The sequence below is a fragment of the Knoellia sp. 3-2P3 genome, assembly GCF_029223115.1.
Taxonomy (GTDB): Bacteria; Actinomycetota; Actinomycetes; order Actinomycetales; family Dermatophilaceae; genus Pedococcus_A.
This window is the reverse complement of the sequence record NZ_JARGZE010000003.1, coordinates 83996-102425: the sequence shown is the minus strand read 5'-3', so window position 1 is coordinate 102425 and position 18430 is coordinate 83996. Positions and strand designations below refer to the sequence as shown.

At 73.2% G+C, this 18430-nt stretch carries 18 protein-coding genes; 15 read left to right on the top strand and 3 right to left on the bottom strand.

All coding sequences use genetic code 11. From position 1 onward, the window contains the following. Nucleotides 1-2: 2 nt before the first annotated feature. The 3 genes from P0Y31_RS10645 to P0Y31_RS10635 all read left to right on the top strand — a co-directional run bounded on the left by P0Y31_RS10645 (nucleotide 3) and on the right by P0Y31_RS10635 (nucleotide 1553). Nucleotides 3-515, top strand: a complete 513-nt coding sequence (locus tag P0Y31_RS10645; protein WP_275869180.1) for a CinA family protein — start codon at nucleotides 3-5, stop codon at nucleotides 513-515. Between the two features lie 140 nt (nucleotides 516-655). Continuing rightward, on the top strand, nucleotides 656-955 hold the full coding sequence (locus tag P0Y31_RS10640; protein ID WP_275808869.1) for a helix-turn-helix transcriptional regulator: 300 nt from the start codon (nucleotides 656-658) through the stop codon (nucleotides 953-955). Nucleotides 956-965: 10 nt separating this feature from the next. Next, nucleotides 966-1553 carry a GrpB family protein gene (locus P0Y31_RS10635; protein ID WP_275869178.1) on the top strand — a complete coding sequence of 196 codons (588 nt, stop codon included), beginning with the start codon at nucleotides 966-968 and terminating at the stop codon, nucleotides 1551-1553. A 3-nt stretch (nucleotides 1554-1556) separates the two neighbouring features. Here the strand turns inward: P0Y31_RS10635 and P0Y31_RS10630 are convergent, their stop codons facing one another. Further along, entirely contained in the window at nucleotides 1557-2432 is an 876-nt protein-coding gene (locus tag P0Y31_RS10630; RefSeq protein WP_275869175.1) for a DNA-formamidopyrimidine glycosylase family protein, read from the bottom strand. 3 nt (nucleotides 2433-2435) lie between these two features. Continuing rightward, nucleotides 2436-7157, bottom strand: a complete 4722-nt coding sequence (locus P0Y31_RS10625) for an ATP-dependent helicase (protein ID WP_275869173.1) — start codon at nucleotides 7155-7157, stop codon at nucleotides 2436-2438. 90 nt (nucleotides 7158-7247) lie between these two features. On the opposite strand from P0Y31_RS10625, the gene P0Y31_RS10620 reads away from it, so the two are divergent. The 12 genes from P0Y31_RS10620 to P0Y31_RS10565 all read left to right on the top strand — a co-directional run bounded on the left by P0Y31_RS10620 (nucleotide 7248) and on the right by P0Y31_RS10565 (nucleotide 17519). Further along, nucleotides 7248-8753 carry a glycosyltransferase family 39 protein gene (locus P0Y31_RS10620; protein WP_275869171.1) on the top strand — a complete coding sequence of 502 codons (1506 nt, stop codon included), beginning with the start codon at nucleotides 7248-7250 and terminating at the stop codon, nucleotides 8751-8753. A 30-nt stretch (nucleotides 8754-8783) separates the two neighbouring features. After that, nucleotides 8784-9005: a DUF3046 domain-containing protein gene (locus P0Y31_RS10615; RefSeq protein ID WP_275808856.1), complete on the top strand. Its 222-nt coding sequence runs from the start codon at nucleotides 8784-8786 to the stop codon at nucleotides 9003-9005. Between the two features lie 7 nt (nucleotides 9006-9012). Beyond that, complete coding sequence (locus P0Y31_RS10610; RefSeq protein WP_275869168.1) at nucleotides 9013-10050, top strand: nitronate monooxygenase; 1038 nt, start codon at nucleotides 9013-9015, stop codon at nucleotides 10048-10050. A gap of 44 nt (nucleotides 10051-10094) precedes the next feature. Continuing rightward, entirely contained in the window at nucleotides 10095-11027 is a 933-nt protein-coding gene (locus P0Y31_RS10605) for an ABC transporter ATP-binding protein (protein WP_275808852.1), read from the top strand. Further along, nucleotides 11027-11878, top strand: a complete 852-nt coding sequence (locus P0Y31_RS10600) for an ABC transporter permease (protein ID WP_275869165.1) — start codon at nucleotides 11027-11029, stop codon at nucleotides 11876-11878. The genes P0Y31_RS10605 and P0Y31_RS10600 overlap by 1 nt, the downstream gene beginning before the upstream one ends. After that, nucleotides 11875-12705, top strand: coding sequence for an ABC transporter permease (locus tag P0Y31_RS10595; RefSeq protein WP_275869163.1), 831 nt, complete (start codon nucleotides 11875-11877; stop codon nucleotides 12703-12705). Before P0Y31_RS10600 ends, P0Y31_RS10595 begins: the two co-directional genes overlap by 4 nt. An 88-nt stretch (nucleotides 12706-12793) precedes the next feature. Further along, nucleotides 12794-13291, top strand: coding sequence for a DUF427 domain-containing protein (locus P0Y31_RS10590; protein WP_275869161.1), 498 nt, complete (start codon nucleotides 12794-12796; stop codon nucleotides 13289-13291). Continuing rightward, a complete protein-coding gene (locus P0Y31_RS10585) occupies nucleotides 13281-13730 on the top strand; it encodes a GNAT family N-acetyltransferase (protein WP_275869158.1) in 450 nt (149 codons plus the stop codon). The genes P0Y31_RS10590 and P0Y31_RS10585 overlap by 11 nt, the downstream gene beginning before the upstream one ends. A gap of 276 nt (nucleotides 13731-14006) precedes the next feature. Then, nucleotides 14007-15038 (top strand): recombinase RecA, encoded by a 1032-nt coding sequence (gene recA, locus P0Y31_RS10580; RefSeq protein ID WP_275869820.1) that lies wholly within the window; start codon nucleotides 14007-14009, stop codon nucleotides 15036-15038. 26 nt (nucleotides 15039-15064) lie between these two features. Further along, nucleotides 15065-15715, top strand: coding sequence for a regulatory protein RecX (locus P0Y31_RS10575; RefSeq protein WP_275869156.1), 651 nt, complete (start codon nucleotides 15065-15067; stop codon nucleotides 15713-15715). A 217-nt stretch (nucleotides 15716-15932) separates the two neighbouring features. Continuing rightward, the gene (locus P0Y31_RS10570; RefSeq protein WP_275869154.1) at nucleotides 15933-16664 is read left to right on the top strand and encodes a LamG domain-containing protein; all 732 of its coding nucleotides are present in this window, start codon (nucleotides 15933-15935) and stop codon (nucleotides 16662-16664) included. Nucleotides 16665-16757: 93 nt separating this feature from the next. After that, nucleotides 16758-17519 carry a YoaK family protein gene (locus tag P0Y31_RS10565; protein ID WP_275869151.1) on the top strand — a complete coding sequence of 254 codons (762 nt, stop codon included), beginning with the start codon at nucleotides 16758-16760 and terminating at the stop codon, nucleotides 17517-17519. A gap of 126 nt (nucleotides 17520-17645) precedes the next feature. On the opposite strand, the gene P0Y31_RS10560 is transcribed toward P0Y31_RS10565, so the two are convergent. Continuing rightward, nucleotides 17646-18305, bottom strand: a complete 660-nt coding sequence (locus P0Y31_RS10560) for a YceI family protein (protein WP_275869149.1) — start codon at nucleotides 18303-18305, stop codon at nucleotides 17646-17648. Nucleotides 18306-18430: the final 125 nt, after the last annotated feature.

Below are 18430 nucleotides of genomic sequence, written 5' to 3'. Positions count from 1 at the left end.
CGGTGACCGCCCCCGCTGAGAGCCCCCACGCCGCCGACGTCGTCGCCGCCCTGAAGCGTCGCGGCGAGACCCTGGCCTGCGCGGAGTCCCTCACCGGTGGGCTGGTCTGCGCGGCCGTGACCGACGTGCCCGGCGCCTCGGCGGTGCTGCGCGGGGGCGTGGTCAGCTACGCCACCGAGGTCAAGGCCTCGCTGCTGGGCGTCGACAGGGCGCTGCTGTCGCAGGTGGGCGCCGTCGACGCCGAGGTGGCCAGCCAGATGGCCAGGGCCGTGCGCACCCTGGTGGGCAGCGACTGGGGAGTGGCCACCACCGGCGTGGCCGGCCCCGACCCGCAGGACGAGGCTGCGGTGGGCACCGTCTTCGTCGCCGTGGCCGGCCCGGACGGCGCCACGGTGCGCGAGCACCACTTCGACGGCGACCGTGCCGCGATCCGGGCGGCTGCGGTCCGGGCGGCCCTCGACGAGCTGCGCGCCGGGCTGGCGGGAGCGGAAGAACCGCCAGTCTCCGGCGGTTGAGGTGGGAGTGGTCCTGAGGTGCCCGGCCACGCGGGCCACCGGCCCCCGGGTGTCGGTTGGCCAAACCTGCGCGCGCGCCGTCGGTCGTGCGCGGTAACGTGGGTGCCAGAACCGGGCCGGAAAGCTGTGAAGGAGGCGCTGTGATCTTGCTCCGTCGTGAACTCGGCGACGTGCTCCGTGAGCAGCGCCAGTCCCAGGGCCGCACCCTGCGTGAGGTCTCGGCCGCGGCGTCCGTCTCGCTCGGCTACCTCAGCGAGGTCGAGCGCGGCGAGAAGGAGGCGTCCTCCGAGCTGCTCGCCGCGATCTGCAGCGCGCTGCACCTGCCGCTGTCGGAGGTGCTCGGGCACGTCTCCGAACGGGTAGCCGAGTCCGAGGCGCTCACCGCGCCCGTCTCGCTCCCGGTGCCTGCCACGCCGCTCGTCTCGGCCTCGGCTGCCTGACCCTCCCCGCGTGAGCGGCACCGGTCCACTCCCGGCCACGGGGCTGGTCGTCCCAACCGAGCCGTATGCCGTGCCGGTGGTCGTCGTCGACCCCGACCCGGCCTGGCCCGGGCTGTTCGCTCAGGAGCGGGCTGCGATCACCAGTGCCCTCGGGGCCACTGCCCTCTCGGTCGAGCACGTGGGGTCCACGTCGGTGCCCGGGCTGCCCGCGAAGCCGGTCATCGACGTGCTCCTGCTCGTGCCCGACTCCGCTGACGAGCCGGCATACCTGCCCGCGTTGCTGGCCGTCGGCTACCACCTGCGCGTCCGCGAGCCCGACTGGCTCGAGCACCGCGTGGTGGCCCGCCGACTCGCCGACGGGGACTCCCACGACGTCAACGTTCACGTGTTCTCACCGGGGGCGGCGGACCGGGAGGTCGCGCGGATGCGGATGTTCCCCGACTGGCTGCGCACCCACCGCGAGGACCGCGACCGGTATGCCGCGACCAAGCGTGAGCTGGCGTCGCGCCGCTGGCGCCACGTGCAGGACTACGCGGACGCCAAGTCGGAGGTGGTCGAGGCGATCCTCGTCCGGGCCGGAGCACCTTCGACCCCGTAGGCGTCAGGTGCGCCGGTACGGCTTGGCCCGCCCCGGCGAGCTCGAGCCCAACGGCGTCTGCTCGCGACCGTCGTCGGTGGGGCCGAGCCCGCCCTGGCAGCTGGGGCAGTAGAACATCGTGCGTTCCTGCGGGGGCGTGCCGACCATGGCCACCCGCACGCCCTGCCCGCAGCGTCGGCAGGGGCGGCCCGAACGTCCGTGCACGTAGCTGGTCTCCCCGAGCCGGCGGACCCCGGTGCTGCTCTGCACGGCGTGGTGCCTGGCCGCGTCGATGAGCCGGTGGGCCCGCTCGACCAGGGCCGCCAGCTGCTGCTCCTCGAGACTGGCCGCCCCGGACCAGGGGTTGATGCGCTGGAGGAAGAGGGACTCGCTGGCCCACAGGGTGCCCACGCCGGCCAGGTTGCGCTGGTCGAGCAGGGCGGCGCCGATGGGCGTCTGCCCGCAGGACCGCAGGTTCGCGACCGCCGCGTTGGCGTCCCAGTCCTCGCCCAGCACGTCGGGCCCGAGGTGGCCGACGAGGGTGTCCTCCGCGGCCGTCGGCACGAGGTCGAGCATCCCCAACCTCAGGCCCAGGGCGACCCAGCGCTCGGTGGCCACCAGGGCGCGGACCTGCGGGTTGGCCAGCTGTCGCGGGGACACTCGCGTCGCGTCCTCGATGCGCCACTGACCTTCCATCCGCAGATGCGAGTGCAGGGTCACTCCCGCGTCGAGCCGGTGGAGGATGTGCTTGCCGCGGCTGACCACCTCGACGGTGGACGCCCCCACCAGGTCGCTCGTGGCCAGCTCGCCCCAGCGCAGGTCCCACCGGGTGACCGGCCGGCCGGCCAGCGCCTGGTGCAGGCGGGTTGCCGTGCGCCAGACGGTGTCGCCCTCAGGCACGGCTCATCGCCTCAGCCGCAGACCGCGCGGTGTCGCGTGGAAGCCGGCGGAGGCGAGGGCCTGGGCGAGCGGGTGGTCCGACCCGAGCACGGACCCTCCGTCGGCCTTCTCCACCGTGAGGCGCCCCAGGGCGCCCTCGCGGACCGCGAGCGCCAACGCGTCGGCGGCAGCCTGCAGCAGAGCGGGGTCATCCGACCACGACAGCAGCGTCCTGCCCCCGCGCTCGACGTAGAGGACGAGCGCACCGTCGACGAGGACGACGAGGGCGCCCGCCTTCCGGCCCGGCTGGTGGCCCTTGCGACCGGTCTCCTCCTCGGTGGCGGGCCGGGCCGGCCACGGCAGGGCGGCGCCGTAGGCGTTGGCCGGGTCGGACGCGGCGAGCACCACCGCCGAGGCTGGCTCGCCCGACGCCTCGGCGCCGCCCAGCGGCCGCACGCCGGCCCGGAGACGGTCGATCGCCCCGGTGCCCGCGAACTGGGCGGCCCCCAGCGACTCGACGAAGTAACCCCGACGCACCCTGCCCGACTCCTCGGCAGCGGCCAGCACCCGGTAGACGCCGGCGAAGCCGCCGACGACACCCTCGGCGACGACCGACCCGCGGGTCACCACGCCATAGCGGTCGAGGAGCACCTCGGCGGTGGCGTAGGACCGGACCGTGGCCTCGGCCTCGGGCGCCGGCAGCAGCGACCACCGGCCGGCGCCGGTCGGCGGTCCGCTGCGGCTGGGCAGCGCCGGCCCGCCCGCCGGGCGTTGGCCGGAGAGCGCGCCCAGGGAGCCTCGCCGACCGGCATACCGGGTCCAACGGGGAGCCGACCGGGTGCGGCGGTGCGCGGTGCGACCCCCGGACAGGAGCGCCCGCAGGGGCGCCATGGTGTCGTTGGTGACGAACCCGGCCCACACGAGCTGCCAGAGGTCGGTGATAAGGGCCTCGTCGTCGGTGCTGCCGACGGCGTCGGACAGCGTGCGGAAGAAGTAGGCCCCGCCGCCGGCGAGGGCGTCGAGCACCGCCTGCTGGGTCTCGGTCACCGCGAGGTCGTCGTGCGGCGGCAGGGTCAGGTGGGCGGTGTCGCCGAGGTGGAGCGACACCCATCCGTCGTCGCCCGGGAGCGAGCCGTGCCCTCGCCACAGCACCTCGCCCGTGCTGGTCAGCTCGTCGAGGAGCCCGGGGGTGTAGCCGGCCACCCGGGAGGGCAGCACCAGGGTCTCGAGGGCGCTGGCCGGCACCACGGCGCCGGCCAGCTGCTCGACCGCCCGGACCAGGCCCTCGCGGCCGCGCAGGCCACCACCCACCCCCTGCCAGCTCGGCAGGAAGCGGGCGAGCTCGACGGCGGGGACCGGCTCGACCTCGGCGCGCAGGGCCGCCAGGGAGCGCCGACGGAGGGTGCGCAGCACCTCCGCGTCGCAGTAGTCGAGGCCGTGGGCGCCACCGCCGTTCTCCGTGGGCAGCAGCTCGCCCTCGACGACGCGGCCGGCCGACACGAGCCGGCGCAGGGCGTCGAGGGCCACGGCGGGACCGATGCCCCACCAGTGGGCGACATCGGGCGCGGAGAACGGTCCGTGCGTGCGGGCGTAGCGGGCCACGAGGTCGCCGAGTGGGTCGGGGACGGACTCGAGGAACGCCTGCGGCACACCCACGGGCAGGGAGGCGCCGAGGGCGTCGCGCAGTCGTCCGGCGTCCTCGATGGCGGCCCAGCGCTCCTCGCCGGCGATGCGCACCCTGATCAGGCGCCGGGCACCCTCGAGGTCGACGAGCCAGCTCCCGATGTCGTTGCGGGACAGGCCTTCCCGGCACCGGCGCTCGATCTCGCCCAGGGAGAGCGGGCCCAGGCTCCGTAGCAGGTCGGCGACGTCCTCGGCGTCGCGGCAGGCCCGCTCGGGCGCCAGACGCTGCAGCTCGCGCTCGGTGCGGGTCACCTCGGCCGGGTCGAGGAGGTCGCGCAGCGACAGACCCTCGCCGCGGCCGAGCAGCTCGGCCAGCAGGGTCGGGTCGAGGGACAGCGCGGCGGCCCGCTTCTCGGCCAGCGGAGAGTCGCCCTCGTAGAGGAACTGCGCGACGTAGCCGAACATCAGCGACCGGGCGAAGGGCGAGGGCTGCGAGCTCTCGACGTCGACCATCGTGACGGTGCGCGCCTCGATGTCGCGCATGAGCTCGGTCAGGCCCGGCACGTCGAAGACGTCCTGCACGCACTCGCGCACCGTCTCCAGGATGATCGGGAACGAGGCGTACTGGCTGGCCACCTCGAGCAGCTGGGCAGCGCGCTGCCGCTGCTGCCACAGGGGCTGTCGCCGGTCGGGGCGGCGGCGGGGGAGCAGCAGGGCGCGGGAGGCGCACTCACGGAACCTCGCGGCGAACAGGGCAGACCCGCCGATCTCCCCGGTCACGAGGTCATGGACCTCGTCAGGGTCGAGGCGGACCAGCTCGAGGAGCTCGGCGCCGGCACCGCGGCCGTCCTCGAACTCGAGGTCGGGAAGGCGGAAGACGATGCCGTCATCGCCGTGCATGGCCTGGACGTCGACGCCGAAGCGCTCACGCATCCGGGCCGAGACGCACAGCGCCCAGGGGGCGTGCACCTGGCCGCCGAAGGGGGAGTGGAGGGCCACCCGCCAGTCGCCGATCTCGTCGCGGAAGCGCTCGACGACGATGGTGCGGTCGTCGGGGACGTGGCCCGTCGCCTCACGCTGCTCCTCGAGGTAGGCGAGGAGGTTGTCGGTGGCCCACTCGTCGAGACCGGCCGCGGCCACGCGGGACCGCGCTTTCGCCGGGGGCAGCCCGACGAGCTCACGGACGAAGGCCCCGACGGCCCGACCGAGCTCTGCGGGACGCCCGAGCTGGTCGCCCTTCCAGAACGGCAGCTTCCCCGGGAGCCCGGGTGCCGGGGTGACCAGGACCCGGTCGTGCGTGATGTCCTCGATCCGCCAGGTGGAGGTGCCGAGGGTGAAGACGTCGCCGACCCGCGACTCGTAGACCATCTCCTCGTCGAGCTCGCCGACCCGCCTGCCGGTGCCCTCCCCGGTGGCGAGGAACACGGCATACAGGCCGCGGTCGGGGATGGTGCCGCCGCTGGTGACAGCGAGCCGCTGGGCGCCGCGGCGGCCGGAGAGCACCCCGGCAACGCGGTCCCAGACGATGCGCGGCCTCAGCTCGGCGAACTCGTCGCTGGGGTAGCGGCCGGCGAGCATGTCGAGCACGGACTCGAGGATCGAGCGCGGCAGCGAGGCGAACGGGGTGGCACGGCGCACCAGCTGCTCGAGGTCGTCGACCGCCCAGTCGTCCATGGCGCACATGGCCACCACCTGCTGGGCCAGCACGTCGACCGGGTTGGCCGGCACGTGCAGCGACTCGATCGCACCGGAGCGCATCCGCTCGACGACGACGGCGGTCTGGACGAGGTCGCCGCGGAACTTGGGGAAGAGCACGCCGTGGGAGACGGCTCCGACCTGGTGCCCGGCCCGGCCCACGCGCTGGAGCCCGCTGGCGACGCTGGGCGGTGACTCGACCTGGACCACGAGGTCGACGGCACCCATGTCGATACCGAGCTCGAGCGAGCTGGTGGCGACGACGGCCGGCAGGCGCCCGGCCTTGAGGTCCTCCTCGATGACCTGGCGGTGCTCCTTGCTCACCGAGCCGTGGTGGGCCCTGGCCAGGACCGCCGGTGCGCCCCTGCTCGCGCCGGCCTGCGCCATCATCTCCGCAGGGGTCCGGGTGCCGGTCCTCCTCGAAGCCCGCTCGGGTGCCGTGTCGCCGTCGGTGTCGCCGAGCTGCTCGGCGGCCTCCTCGAGGCGCTCCTGCCAGATCTCGTTGAGGCGGGAGGTCAGCCGCTCGGCGAGTCTGCGGGAGTTCGCGAAGACCAGGGTCGAGCGGTGCTCGGCGATGAGGTCGACGATGCGCTCCTCGACGTGCGGCCAGATCGAGGCGCGCCGCTCGGCACCCGCGGCGGGCCCGGACAGGTCGTCGAGCACCACCTCGCCGAGGGCGGACATGTCGGCGATCGGGACGACGACGTCGAGGTCCCACTCCTTGGTCGAGGGCGGACGCACGACCTCGACCGGTCGGCCGCCGGCGAGGTAGCGGGCCACCTCGTCGACCGGCTCCACCGTCGCCGAGAGGCCGATGCGCTGCGCGGGCTGGTCGAGGAGGGCGTCGAGCCGCTCGAGGCTGAGGGCCAGGTGGGCGCCGCGCTTGGTGCCGGCGACGGCGTGCACCTCGTCGAGGATCACCGTCTCGACCCCGGCGAGCGCCTCCCGGGCCGCGGAGGTGAGCAGGAGGAACAGTGACTCGGGCGTGGTGATGAGGATGTCGCTCGGCGTGCGGGCGAAGGCACGCCGCTCGTTGGCGGGGGTGTCACCGGACCGCACCGCCACGGTGATGTCGGGTTCGGGCAGCCCGAGCCGGGTGGCCGCGTGGCCGATGCCCACGAGCGGTGAGCGCAGGTTGCGCTCGACGTCGACGGCGAGCGCCTTCATGGGCGAGACGTAGAGGACGCGGCAGCGCCGCAGCCGCTCCTCGGGCGGGGGCTCGCTGGCCAGCCGGTCGAGGGCCCAGAGGAAGGCCGACAGCGTCTTTCCCGAACCGGTCGGGGCCACGACCAGGGCGTGCCTGCCGGAGCTGATGGCCTCCCATGCGCCGGCCTGCGCCTGCGTGGGGTCGCTGAAGGAACCCTCGAACCACGCCGCGGTGGCCGGGGAGAAGCGCGCGAGCACGTCCGTGCCGGGGGAACGGGCCATCGTGACAAGCCTGCCACCGGGCACCGACACCGGCGCGACATGCCCGGAACCGGCTCCCCCCGGCGGCGCTCGGCCCTAGGGTCGCGGACCGTGACCACCAGCAGCCCTGCCCCGGCGTCCAGCCGAGGCGGCCCCACCCCGACTCGTCCTGTGGCGGCCTGGCGCTGGGTGCTCCCGGCTGCCGTGGCCCAGGCAGCGGTCCTCACCGCCGGCAGCCGCGGCTACGGCTGGCACCGCGACGAGCTGTACTTCCGGATGCTGCCGTCAGCCTGGGGCCACGTCGACCAGCCGCCGCTCGTGCCGTTCCTCGCCCGGTCGGTCGCCGGACTGGTCGACGAGCCCTGGGCCCTGCGGGTGCCCGCCACGCTGGCCTCGGCGGTGTCCGTCGTGCTGGTGGCCCTCATCGCCCGTGCGCTCGGCGGCGGGCGCGGCGCCCAGGCGCTGGCGGCGTGGGGCTACGCCTTCGCGGCCATGCCCCTCATGCTCGGCCACCTGCTCCTGACCTCGACGCTCGACCAGACCTTCTGGCTGGCCGCCACCCTGGCGGCGGTCCTGGCCGTGCGCGGCGACCCCCGCTGGTGGCTGGCGGTCGGCGCCGTCGCGGGCGTCGCGTCCTACAGCCGCCTGCTCGTCGTCGTGCTCGGCGTCGCCCTGGCGGTGGGAGTGCTGCTTCTCGGTCCCCGTCGCGTCCTGCGCAGCCCCTGGCTGTGGGCCGGCGTGGCGCTCGCCGCACTCCTGGCCGCGCCCAACCTCGCCTACCAGGCCACCCACGACTGGCCCCAGCTGGCGATGGGCGCCGCGCTGTCGGAGAACAACGCGGGCGAGGTGCGCGCCCTCGCGCTGCCGCTGCTGCTCGTCATGCTCGGCCCGGTGCTGGCCGTCGTCTGGGGCGTGGGCGTGGTCTGGCTCCTGCGCCGGCCGCAGCGCTGCGAGGTGGGCTTCCTGGCCGTCGCCTTCGGTGTCCTCGTGGCCTTCACGCTCGTCTCCGGCGCGCAGCCGCACTACCCGGTGCACCTCGTGAGCGTCATGTATGCCGCGGGGTGTGTGCCGGTGGCGCGCTGGCTGTCCGCCCGCACCGGGTGGCGCCGGCTGGCCGTGGCCGGGCTCGCCGCGAACGCGGCCTTCGCGGTGGTGCTGGCCCTTCCCGCCGTCCCCGTGGACCGTCTGGGGGACACGCCCGTGCCGGACATCGGGCCCCTCGTCGGCGACCAGGTCGGGTGGCCCGTCTACGTGGCGCAGGTCGCGGACGCCGTCCGCGGGGTGCCGGAGGGGCACCGGGTGGCGGTCATCACCTCGAACTACGGGGAGGCCGGCGCCGTCGCACGCTTCGGCCCGGCGCTCGGGCTCCCCGCCCCGCACAGCGGGCACAACGCCCTGCACGACGCCGGCCCTCCTGCGGATGAAACGGACACGGTCGTCCTCGTCGGCTGGCAGGCGCCCCACCTGACAGGCCTCTTCGGCACCTGCCGGACGATGGACCGCCTCGACAACGGTGTCGGTGTCGACAACGAGGAGCAGGGCGCCCCCGTCATGGTCTGTGCCGACCCCGCAGCGCCCTGGCGCGAGCTGTGGCCGCGCTTCCGCCACCTCGACTGACGGTCGCGCACCTGTGACAGACTCGCGGCTGTGCGGCTGAGCAAGTTCTGGTCCCTGATGAACGACGAGTTCGGCGAGTCCTACGCCGGCTCCCTGGCGCGGGACCACGTCGTCGGCGCCCTCGGCAACAGGACCGCGCTGCAGGCCCTCGACCAGGGCGAGTCGCCCCGCACGGTGTGGCTGGCGCTCTGCGACGACATGGACGTGCCGGAGTCGCGACGCCTGGGCGTCGAGCACCGCGCCAGGAAGTGAGTGCGGCGTGACGGCCGGCTGGCCCCACGCGCCCGTCGTCCTGGCGCCGATGGCCGGTGGCCCGAGCACGGTCGAGCTGGCTGCCGCGGTCGCCGGCGCCGGCGGCTTCCCCTTCCTGGCCGCGGCCTACCTGACCCCTGAGCGGCTCCGGTCCGACCTGCACGAGCTCAGTTCGCGCACGGCGAAACCCTTCGGGGTCAACGTGTTCGCGCCGTCGCCGGACGAGCCCTCGATGACCGCTGCCGCGGAGGCGTATGCCGCGCGGCTGGCCCCGTGGGCCGCTGCGGCAGGGGTCGAGCTCGGCGTGGCGCGCTGGGACGACGACCACTTCGCCGCCAAGGTCGACGTGCTCGCCGAGGTGCGACCGAGGGTCGTGAGCTTCGCGTTCGGGTGGCCCCCCGCCGACGTCGTCGGCCGCCTCCAGGAGGCCGGTGTCGCGGTCTGGGTGACCCTCAACGAGCCTGCCGAGGTCGAGTGGGCGCAGGCCCTCGGGGTGGACGGCGTCGTGGCCCAGGGGTGGGAGGCCGGCGGCCACCGCGGCGGACCGGTCGACACGGGTGAGGAGCAGCTGCCGGTGCGCGAGCTGGTGCGGGCCGTGCGAGCCCGCACCGACCTGCCCGTCATGGGGGCAGGCGGCCTCATGACCGGGCGCGAGGCGGCCGAGGTGCTGGCCGAGGGAGCCGTGGCGGCGGCGTTCGGCACGGCGTTCCTCGCCTGCCCGGAGGCCGGCACCTCCCCGGTGCACGTGCACGCCCTCACCCACCGCAGGGGCACCGTGGTCACGCGGGCGTTCACCGGCCGCAGCGCCCGCGCACTGCGCACCGCGTGGACGGACGGCTACGGCGCAGGCGCACCCGCGGCATACCCGCACATCCACCACGTGACGGCGCCGCTGCGCGCGCACGGCAAGGCCACGGGGGAGGCGGAGCTCGTGCACCTCTGGGCCGGCACCGGCCACGAGCGCCTCCGGCGGCTGCCGGCCGGCGAGCTCGTCCGCAGCCTGCTGCGCGAGGTGGAGCAGTCGCAGGCGGCGCGCCGCGGCTGAAACCCTGGTGAGGACTGTCGCGGGGGTTCGCTAGCGTGGCGCCTGTGACTGGGGACGACATCCTGTTGAGCGCCAGGGGACTGACCAAGACGTTCGGCGACTTCACCGCCGTCGACGGCATCGACTTCGCGGTGCGGAAGGGGGAGGCCTTCGGCTTCCTCGGCCCCAACGGCGCCGGCAAGTCGTCGACGATGCGCATGGTCGGATGCGTCTCGCCGGTCTCCGGCGGCGAGCTGCGGCTCTTCGGCCTCGACCCGGCCACCGACGGTCCGGCGATCCGCGCGCGCCTCGGCGTGGTGCCCCAGCGCGACACCCTCGACGAGGAGCTCACCGTCGAGGAGAACCTCTGGATCTACGGTCGCTACTTCGGGCTGTCGCGCAAGGAGGTCCGGTCGCGGGCTGCCGAGCTGCTCGACTTCGCCCAGCTGACCGAGCGGGCCCGGGACAAGGTCGACCCGCTTTCCGGTGGCATGAAGCGGCGCCTCACGATCGCCCGCTCGCTGATCAACTCTCCCGAGATCCTCCTGCTCGACGAGCCGACCACCGGACTCGACCCGCAGGCGCGACACGTGTTGTGGGACAGGCTGTTCCGGCTCAAGCGCTCGGGTGTCACGCTCGTGCTGACGACCCACTACATGGACGAGGCGGAGCAGCTCTGCGACCGGCTGGTCGTCATGGACCACGGCAAGATCGTCGCCGAGGGCTCGCCCCGGCAGCTCATCGAGGAGTACTCCACCCGCGAGGTGCTCGAGCTGCGCTTCGACGCCGAGGACCACAAGGACCACGCCGAGCAGGTCACCGGCGTCGGCAAGCGGGTCGAGGTGCTGCCCGACCGCCTGCTGGTCTACACCGACGACGGCGACGAGGCCGCCGCGGTGGTGCACTCGCGCGGCATCGCGCCGCTGTCGTCGCTCGTGCGGCGCTCGACCCTCGAGGACGTCTTCCTCCACCTGACCGGCCGGACGCTGGTGGACTGATGACGTCGGCAACCACGGCTGCGCAGCCCGCGCCGCTTCCCGGCGACCGGGCCCAGCACGGTGTCCGGCAGCCGATGGGCGGCTCGGAGCGCTGGGGCGCGGTCTTCGAGTACCTCCTGACCGTCTACAGGCGCACGTGGCGCGGCAGCATCATCGGGCGCTTCCTGTCGCCGCTGTTCTTCCTGCTGTCCATGGGCCTCGGCCTCGGCGCGCTCGTCGACGACCGCGCCGGCGGTGTGGGCGGCACGCCCTACCTGCAGTTCGTCGTCCCCGCCATCGTCGCGACCCAGGCGATGTGGGTGGCCATGGGGGAGTCCACCTACCAGGTGCTCGGCTACATCAAGTGGAACATGGGCTACCACGCGATGCTGGCGACGCCGCTGGGCGTGCGCGACATCCTCGTCGGCCACCTGCTCTCGGTCGTGGGCCACCTGACCGTCGCCACGGCGATCTTCATGGGCGTCGCGGCGCTCTTCGGCGGGTTCTCGTCGTGGTGGGCGCTGCTGTCGCTGCCGATCGCGGTGCTCACCGGCATGGCCTTCACCGTGCCGATCTTCGCCTTCACCGCCCGCCAGGAGGGCGACAACGGGTTCAACATCCTGTTCCGCTGGGTGGTGACGCCGCTGATGCTGTTCTCCGGCACGTTCTTCCCGGTCGACCAGCTTCCGCTCTGGATGCAGCCCGTCGCCTGGTGCACCCCGCTGTGGCACGGCGTGGAGTCCAGCCGCATGGTCGCCACCGGACAGGTCGACTGGCTGTGGCTCGCCCTGCACCTGCTCGTCCTCGCCACCTTCGTCGCAGTCGGCTGGGTGCTGGCCGTCCGCTCCTTCACCCGGAGGCTGGTCACGTGAGCGCCACCACCACCGCGCCGAGGGCCGCCTCCCGTCTGGCCCGGCTCCTGCCCATGCCGGCCGGTGCCGGCCTGGCCCGCATGCTCGTCGAGCGCAACATCACCTCGTTCCGGCACGGGTGGATCGCGCTCGTCACCGGGTTCGCCGAGCCGGTGTTCTACCTCTTCTCCATCGGCGTGGGCATCGGCGCGCTCGTGCAGACCGTGGTCACCGACAGCGGCGCCGAGGTCGGCTACCTCCAGTTCGTCGCCCCGGCCCTGCTGGCCGCCTCGGCGATGAACGGCGCGGTCATGGACTCGACGTTCAACGTCTTCTTCAAGCTGCGCTACGCCCGGCTCTACGACTCGGTGCTGGCCACGCCGATGGGGCCGCGCGACATCGCCGTCGGCGAGATCTCCTGGTCGCTGATGCGCGGCGGCATCTACTCGGCCCTGTTCCTGCTCGTCGCCCTGCTGGCCGGGGCGGTGCAGTCGTGGTGGGCCCTGCTGGCCCTGCCGGCCGCGGTCTTCATCGGCTTCGCGTTCGCCGCCGTGGGCATGTTCGCCACCACGTTCATGCGCTCCTGGGTCGACTTCGACTACATCACGCTGGCCATCCAGCCGATGTTCCTCTTCTCGGCCACCTTCTTCCCGCTGTCCACCTACCCGCCCTCGCTGCAGTGGCTCGTGCAGGCGACGCCGCTCTACCACGGCGTCGCGCTCGAGCGGGCGCTCATGCTCGGGGAGGTCGACCCCGGCGTCCTGTGGCACGTCCTCTACCTCGTGGCGCTCGGTGGGCTCGGCGTGGTCGGCACCGCCCGGCGGCTGGAGAAGCTGCTCCTCTCGTGACCGTCGCCGTGCGGCGACGGTCACAACAGGGCGGTATGCCGTGACGGCCCCGGGCGTGGGCGCCTCGCGGGCCGCCTAGGCTGGCGGGGTGAGTCGACCCCAGCCCCTCGTCCCCGGCCCGGGCCAGGAGTCGGTGTGGGACTACCCGAGGCCCCCGCGGCTCGAGCGCACCACCGCCCGCCTGCGGGTCGTGCTCGGAGGGCGGGTCGTCGCCGAGACCACCGAGGGTTACCGGGTGCTCGAGACGAGCCACCCGCCCACCTACTACCTGCCGCCCCACGGCTTCCTGCCGGGCTCGGTGCGCCCGGTGCCCGGGTCGACGGTGTGCGAGTGGAAGGGCGAGGCTGCCTACGGCGACCTCGTCTCCGGTGACGCCGTCGCGCGACGGGCGGTCTGGTGGTACCCGCAGCCGACCGCGCCCTTCCTGCCCATCGCCGGCTACCTCGCGGTCATGCCCGCGCTCGTCGACGCCTGCTTCGTCGACGAGGAGCGGGTCGTGCCCCAGCCGGGCGGGTTCTACGGCGGCTGGGTCACCTCCAAGGTCGTCGGCCCCTTCAAGGGAGGCCCGGGGACGCATGGCTGGTGAGGTGACCCACGAGGTGCGGGTGGCGACCTTCGCCGAGCTGCCGTCGGACACGGCATACCGGCTGTGGGCCCTGCGCTCGGAGGTCTTCGTGGTCGAGCAGGACTGCCCCTACCTCGACCTCGACGGCCGTGACACCGAGCCGCTCACCCGGCACCTGTGGGTCGAGCGGGGCGGCGAGCCGGTGGCGACGCTGAGGCTGCTCGACGACGGGAGCCGCCTGCGCATCGGCCGCGTGGCCACGCGGGAGGCGCACCGGGGCGAGGGGCTGGCCGCCGCGCTGGTGGAGCGTGCGCTGCAGGTCGCGGGGGAGCGCGAGGTGGCGCTCGACGCGCAGTCCCACCTCGTCGACTGGTACCTGCGCTTCGGCTTCGAACCCAGCGGCCGGGGCTTCGTCGAGGACGGCATCCCGCACACGCCGATGCGGCGCGCAGGCCGCTGAGGCACTCCTGCGGCGTGTCGCGGCGCGCCTGCAGACTTCGAACACGTGTTCGGCTAGATTCGTCCACAGGAGCACTTCCGCAGTCACACCGTCCACCGCTTTGGTCGGCGCTGGTTCGGCTGTCGGTGCTGGCTCCTAGCGTCTGACCCGACAGCAGATCGACGACACGAACTGGTGCGGGTCGAAGGCAGGCGCGCCCGACTCGACGAACAGAAAGCAGGTGTGGCGATGGCTCGCCCGAACCAGGCCGCCTCCAACGCAGGCAACAGCCAGGACATGAAGCTCAAGGCCCTCGAGACCACGATGGGCCAGATCGAGAAGAACCACGGCAAGGGTGCCGTGATGCGGCTCGGCGACGACATCCGCCCGCCCATCGAGGTCATCCCCACCGGGTCGATCTCCCTCGACGTCGCCCTCGGCATCGGCGGCCTGCCGCGCGGCCGCGTCGTCGAGATCTACGGCCCGGAGTCCTCCGGCAAGACGACCGTGGCGCTGCACGCCGTGGCCAACGCCCAGCGCAAGGGCGGCATCGCCGCGTTCATCGACGCCGAGCACGCCCTCGACCCCGAGTACGCCAAGAAGCTGGGCGTCGACACCGACTCGCTCCTGGTGAGCCAGCCCGACACCGGTGAACAGGCCCTCGAGATCGCCGACATGCTGATCCGCTCGGGCGCCCTCGACATCATCGTCATCGACTCCGTTGCCGCCCTGGTGCCGCGCGCCGAGATCGAGGGCGAGATGGGAGACAGCCACGTCGGCCTGCAGGCCCGCCTGATGTCCCAGGCCCTGCGCAAGCTCACCGGTGCGCTGAACACCACCGGCACGACCGCGATCTTCATCAACCAGCTGCGCGAGAAGATCGGCGTGATGTTCGGCTCGCCCGAGACCACCACGGGTGGCAAGGCGCTGAAGTTCTACGCGTCGGTCCGCCTCGACGTGCGCCGCATCGAGACCCTCAAGGACGGCAGCGAGCCGGTCGGCAACCGCACCCGCGTCAAGGTCGTCAAGAACAAGGTCTCCCCGCCCTTCAAGCAGGCCGAGTTCGACATCCTCTACGGGCATGGCATCTCCCGCGAGGGTGGCCTGATCGACATGGGCGTGGAGCACGGCTTCGTCCGCAAGGCCGGCGCCTGGTACACCTACGAGGGAGACCAGCTCGGGCAGGGCAAGGAGAACGCCCGCACGTTCCTCAAGGACAACCCCGACCTCGCAGACGAGATCGAGAAGAAGATCAAGGAGAAGCTCGGCATCGGCCCGCAGGTCGACAAGCCGGCTGAGCCGGTGGCCGAGGTCCCGGTCGACTTCTGATCGACCCCGCGCCACGGACCACCTCCATGAGCGAGCGACAGGACGCGGCCAGGGCTGCCCTCGAGGCTGCCCTGGCCGCGACGTCCGACCCTCCCGAAGGCACCGCGCCGGGGTCGGCCGGGCCGGCCAGGCGCCGCCGTCGCCGCGCCACGCCACCGGATCCCGAACAGGACCTCCAGGGGCGAGACGACGAACCGGACCCCTACGACGTGGCGCGGCAGATCGTGCTCCGCCAGCTCGCCATGGCGCCGAGGAGCCGCCAGCAGCTGAGGGACAAGCTCCGCCAGCGCAACTGCCCCGACGACGTGGCCGAGGCCGTGCTCGACCGGATGGCCGAGGTCGGCCTCGTCGACGACGGGGCCTACGCGGCGATGCTCGTGCGGTCCCAACAGGCTGGCCGGGGGCTGGCCGCGCGAGCCCTCGCCCGCGAGCTGCGCACGAAGGGTGTCGACCCGGAGACGGCGCAGGCCACCCTCGCCGAGATCGACCCGGAGGAGGAGCGGGAGCGAGCGCGCGCCCTGGTCGAGAAGAAGCTCAGGACGCTGCACGGCCTCGACGCCGCCGTCCAGACCCGGCGGCTCGCAGGCATGCTCGCCCGCAAGGGCTACCCGTCGTCGATGGCCTTCGCCGTGATCCGCGAGGCCATCGCCGACGCCCCCGAGCACCAGCGCGACTGACGACGCCCTCGGGCGGGCGCGGACGGACGCAGTGCCCCCCGCCGACGTGCAGGCGCCCGCTATCTGGCCCAGGGCCACTACGCAGAAAGGGGGACGTGCACCGTCGCGGTCCTACCTATCGTGGCTTGGGTCAGAGGGGCCTGCGGCGACGGGGACGCCGCGGAAGCGTGGACGGACGAGGGCCCTTTGCCATCCCGGACACACGAGGGGAACAGCAATGAGCACGAAGGTGAAGAAGTTGACCGCTGCCGCGGCGACGATCGTGGCGGCACTGGTGCCCGCGGCGGTGGTGGCGGCTCCACAGGCGCAGGCAGCCACCAGCCCGTCGGCACTGTGGGGGTTCAGCGTCCCCACCGGCAGCAGCAAGGTCGACGACCTCGACGGGGACGCACAGAACCTCACCATGAAGGGAGGCTGGGGTCGAGGCAGCGGCTACGTGAGCTTCAACTCCGCCCCGGCCTACGGCACCGTCAGCGGCTCGACCTTCAGCCCGGGCGACCTCGAGTTCGCGTTCGGTGCAGTGTTCGCCACCTCCAAGGTGGCCGCCGGGTCCAACCCCAACGTCATCCAGGGCGGCATGGGCAACGACGCCGGCCAGTACAAGATCGCGCTCCAGCCGGTCAACGGCGGCACGGCGATCTGCGTGCTCAAGGGCACCGGCGGCTACCTGATGGTGAAGTCCACGCGAACCGGCCTGGCCAACGGGGCCTGGCACGAGGTCGTCTGCAGCCGCCAGGCAGGCTCGATCAGCATCGCTGTCGACGGCTACGTCACCACCTCGTACGTCTCGCCGGGGACCATCCGCCTCACCCAGGGTCGGCCCTTCCTCGTCGGCGGCAAGGGGTCGACGACCACGTGGACGGACCAGTTCTACGGGTACATCACGTGCGCCGGTGTCACCTCGGGCGCCTACGCCCGCACCACCCTGATGGGCAAGATGCCCTGCTGAGCCTGCGCTCGGGTGGCCGCCCTGCTCGGAGCGTGGCGGCCACCGACCGAGCGGGCAGCTGCCCACGCCACCGGCGCCGGTAGCCTCGCCGGCGTGCCCCCACCGCAGCCCCAGCCACGCCTCGCGAGGCTGGCCGGCCGTCTGCGCGCCGTCGCCGGCGCCACGCGGACGCCGCGTCGCAACCGCCACCTGGCCAATCTGCTGGCCTTCATCGCCGGCGCCCTCAACTCGGTCGGCTTCGTCGCCGTCTCGGTCTACACCTCGCACATGACCGGCCTCACGGCCTCGGTGGCCGACCACCTGGTCCTCGGTTCGATGCGGCTGGTCGCCGTCGGCCTCGAAGCCATCACCTGCTTCGTCCTCGGCGCCATGGCCTGTGCGCTGCTCTTCAACTGGGGGCGCCGCAGGCACCACGAGGCCCGGTTCGCCAATGTGCTGGTGCTCGAGGCGCTGCTCATCCTGGCCTTCGGGGGACTGGCCGACCTGCTCACGTGGCGGCACCGCGACCTCGTCTTCGTGGCGGTGCTCTGCTTCACCATGGGCCTGCAGAACGCCATCATCACCAAGATCTCCGCGGCCCAGATCCGCACCACCCACGTCACAGGGATGGTCACCGACATCGGGATCGAGCTGGGCAAGGCCGCCTACCGCAGCCGCATGCCCGGGCAGGCGCCGGTGCAGGCGGACCTCGGCAGGCTGGGGACGTTGGCAGGGCTCGTCGCCCTCTTCTTCGTCGGCGGAGTCGCGGGGGCAGCCGGTTACCTCGCGCTGGGCTTCCCGGTGCTCATCGCCCCCGCACTGGTGCTCCTGGTGGTGGCCACGCCCCCGCTGGTCGCCGACCTCCGCGCCCGCTGACACCGGCCCCCGAGTCGGGAGTACAGCGTCGCGAGACAGGCCTGCCCCTGGCAGCCCCCGCGAGGGGCGGCTGCCAGGGGCAGGGTGGGGAGGCCCGGGGTCAGGCCGGGGCTGGGCGCGGTCAGCTCAGGCCGACTGGGCGATCGCCGAGATGTCGAACTCGAGCTTGACCTTCTCGCTCACCAGCACACCGCCGGTCTCGAGCGCCGCGTTGAAGCTCAGGCCCCAGTCGGTGCGGTTGATGGTGGTGCCGCCCTCGAACCCGACGCGGAGGTTGCCGTAGGGGTCCTTGGCCGAACCCGTCTCCTCGAACACCACAGTGACCGGGCGGCTGGCGCCGTTGATGGTGAGGTCGCCGGTGATGGTCCACTCGGAGCCCTGGCGGGAGACGGCGGTGGAGACGAAGGTGATCGTCTCGTGGTTGTCGACGTCGAAGAAGTCCGGCGTCCTGAGGTGGCCGTCACGCTGCTCGTTGCCCGTGGTGACGCTGGCCGCCTTGATGCTGACGGAGACGCTGGAGGCGGCGGGGTTCGCCGTGTCGATGTGGGCTGTGCCCTCGAACTCGTCGAACTGGCCACGCACGGTGGTGACCATCGCGTGGCGGGCCGAGAAGCCGATGCGGGTGTGGCTGGCGTCGATCACGTAGTCGCCGGCGATGTCCTGGACGGCCTGGGTGGCCTCGTCGAAGGCGTGGCGGTCGAGCACGGCGGTCGCGGTGCGCGACGCCGGGGCTGCCGGGGCGGCGACCGGGGAGGGAGCGGACTTCTTGCGGGAGAACAGGGCCATGGGTATCTCGTCTCTGGGTGTCGAAGAGGTGATGTTTGAAGGTTCAACTAAATAGTGCGGCACGCCAGCGCCGTTGTCAAACCGCCGCGGCCACGCGGCATACCCGGTCGTGCGCAGCACGTACC

What these genes read in the sequence shown, in the direction of transcription:
- P0Y31_RS10625 (WP_275869173.1), bottom strand. Translation starts at nt 7,157, where the DNA reads ATGGCCCGTTCCCCCGGCACGGACGTGCTCGCGCGCTTCTCCCCGGCC.
- P0Y31_RS10600 (WP_275869165.1), top strand. Translation starts at nt 11,027, where the DNA reads ATGACGTCGGCAACCACGGCTGCGCAGCCCGCGCCGCTTCCCGGCGAC.
- P0Y31_RS10585 (WP_275869158.1), top strand. Translation starts at nt 13,281, where the DNA reads ATGGCTGGTGAGGTGACCCACGAGGTGCGGGTGGCGACCTTCGCCGAG.
- recA (WP_275869820.1), top strand. Translation starts at nt 14,007, where the DNA reads ATGAAGCTCAAGGCCCTCGAGACCACGATGGGCCAGATCGAGAAGAAC.
- P0Y31_RS10575 (WP_275869156.1), top strand. Translation starts at nt 15,065, where the DNA reads ATGAGCGAGCGACAGGACGCGGCCAGGGCTGCCCTCGAGGCTGCCCTG.
- P0Y31_RS10570 (WP_275869154.1), top strand. Translation starts at nt 15,933, where the DNA reads ATGAGCACGAAGGTGAAGAAGTTGACCGCTGCCGCGGCGACGATCGTG.
- P0Y31_RS10560 (WP_275869149.1), bottom strand. Translation starts at nt 18,305, where the DNA reads ATGGCCCTGTTCTCCCGCAAGAAGTCCGCTCCCTCCCCGGTCGCCGCC.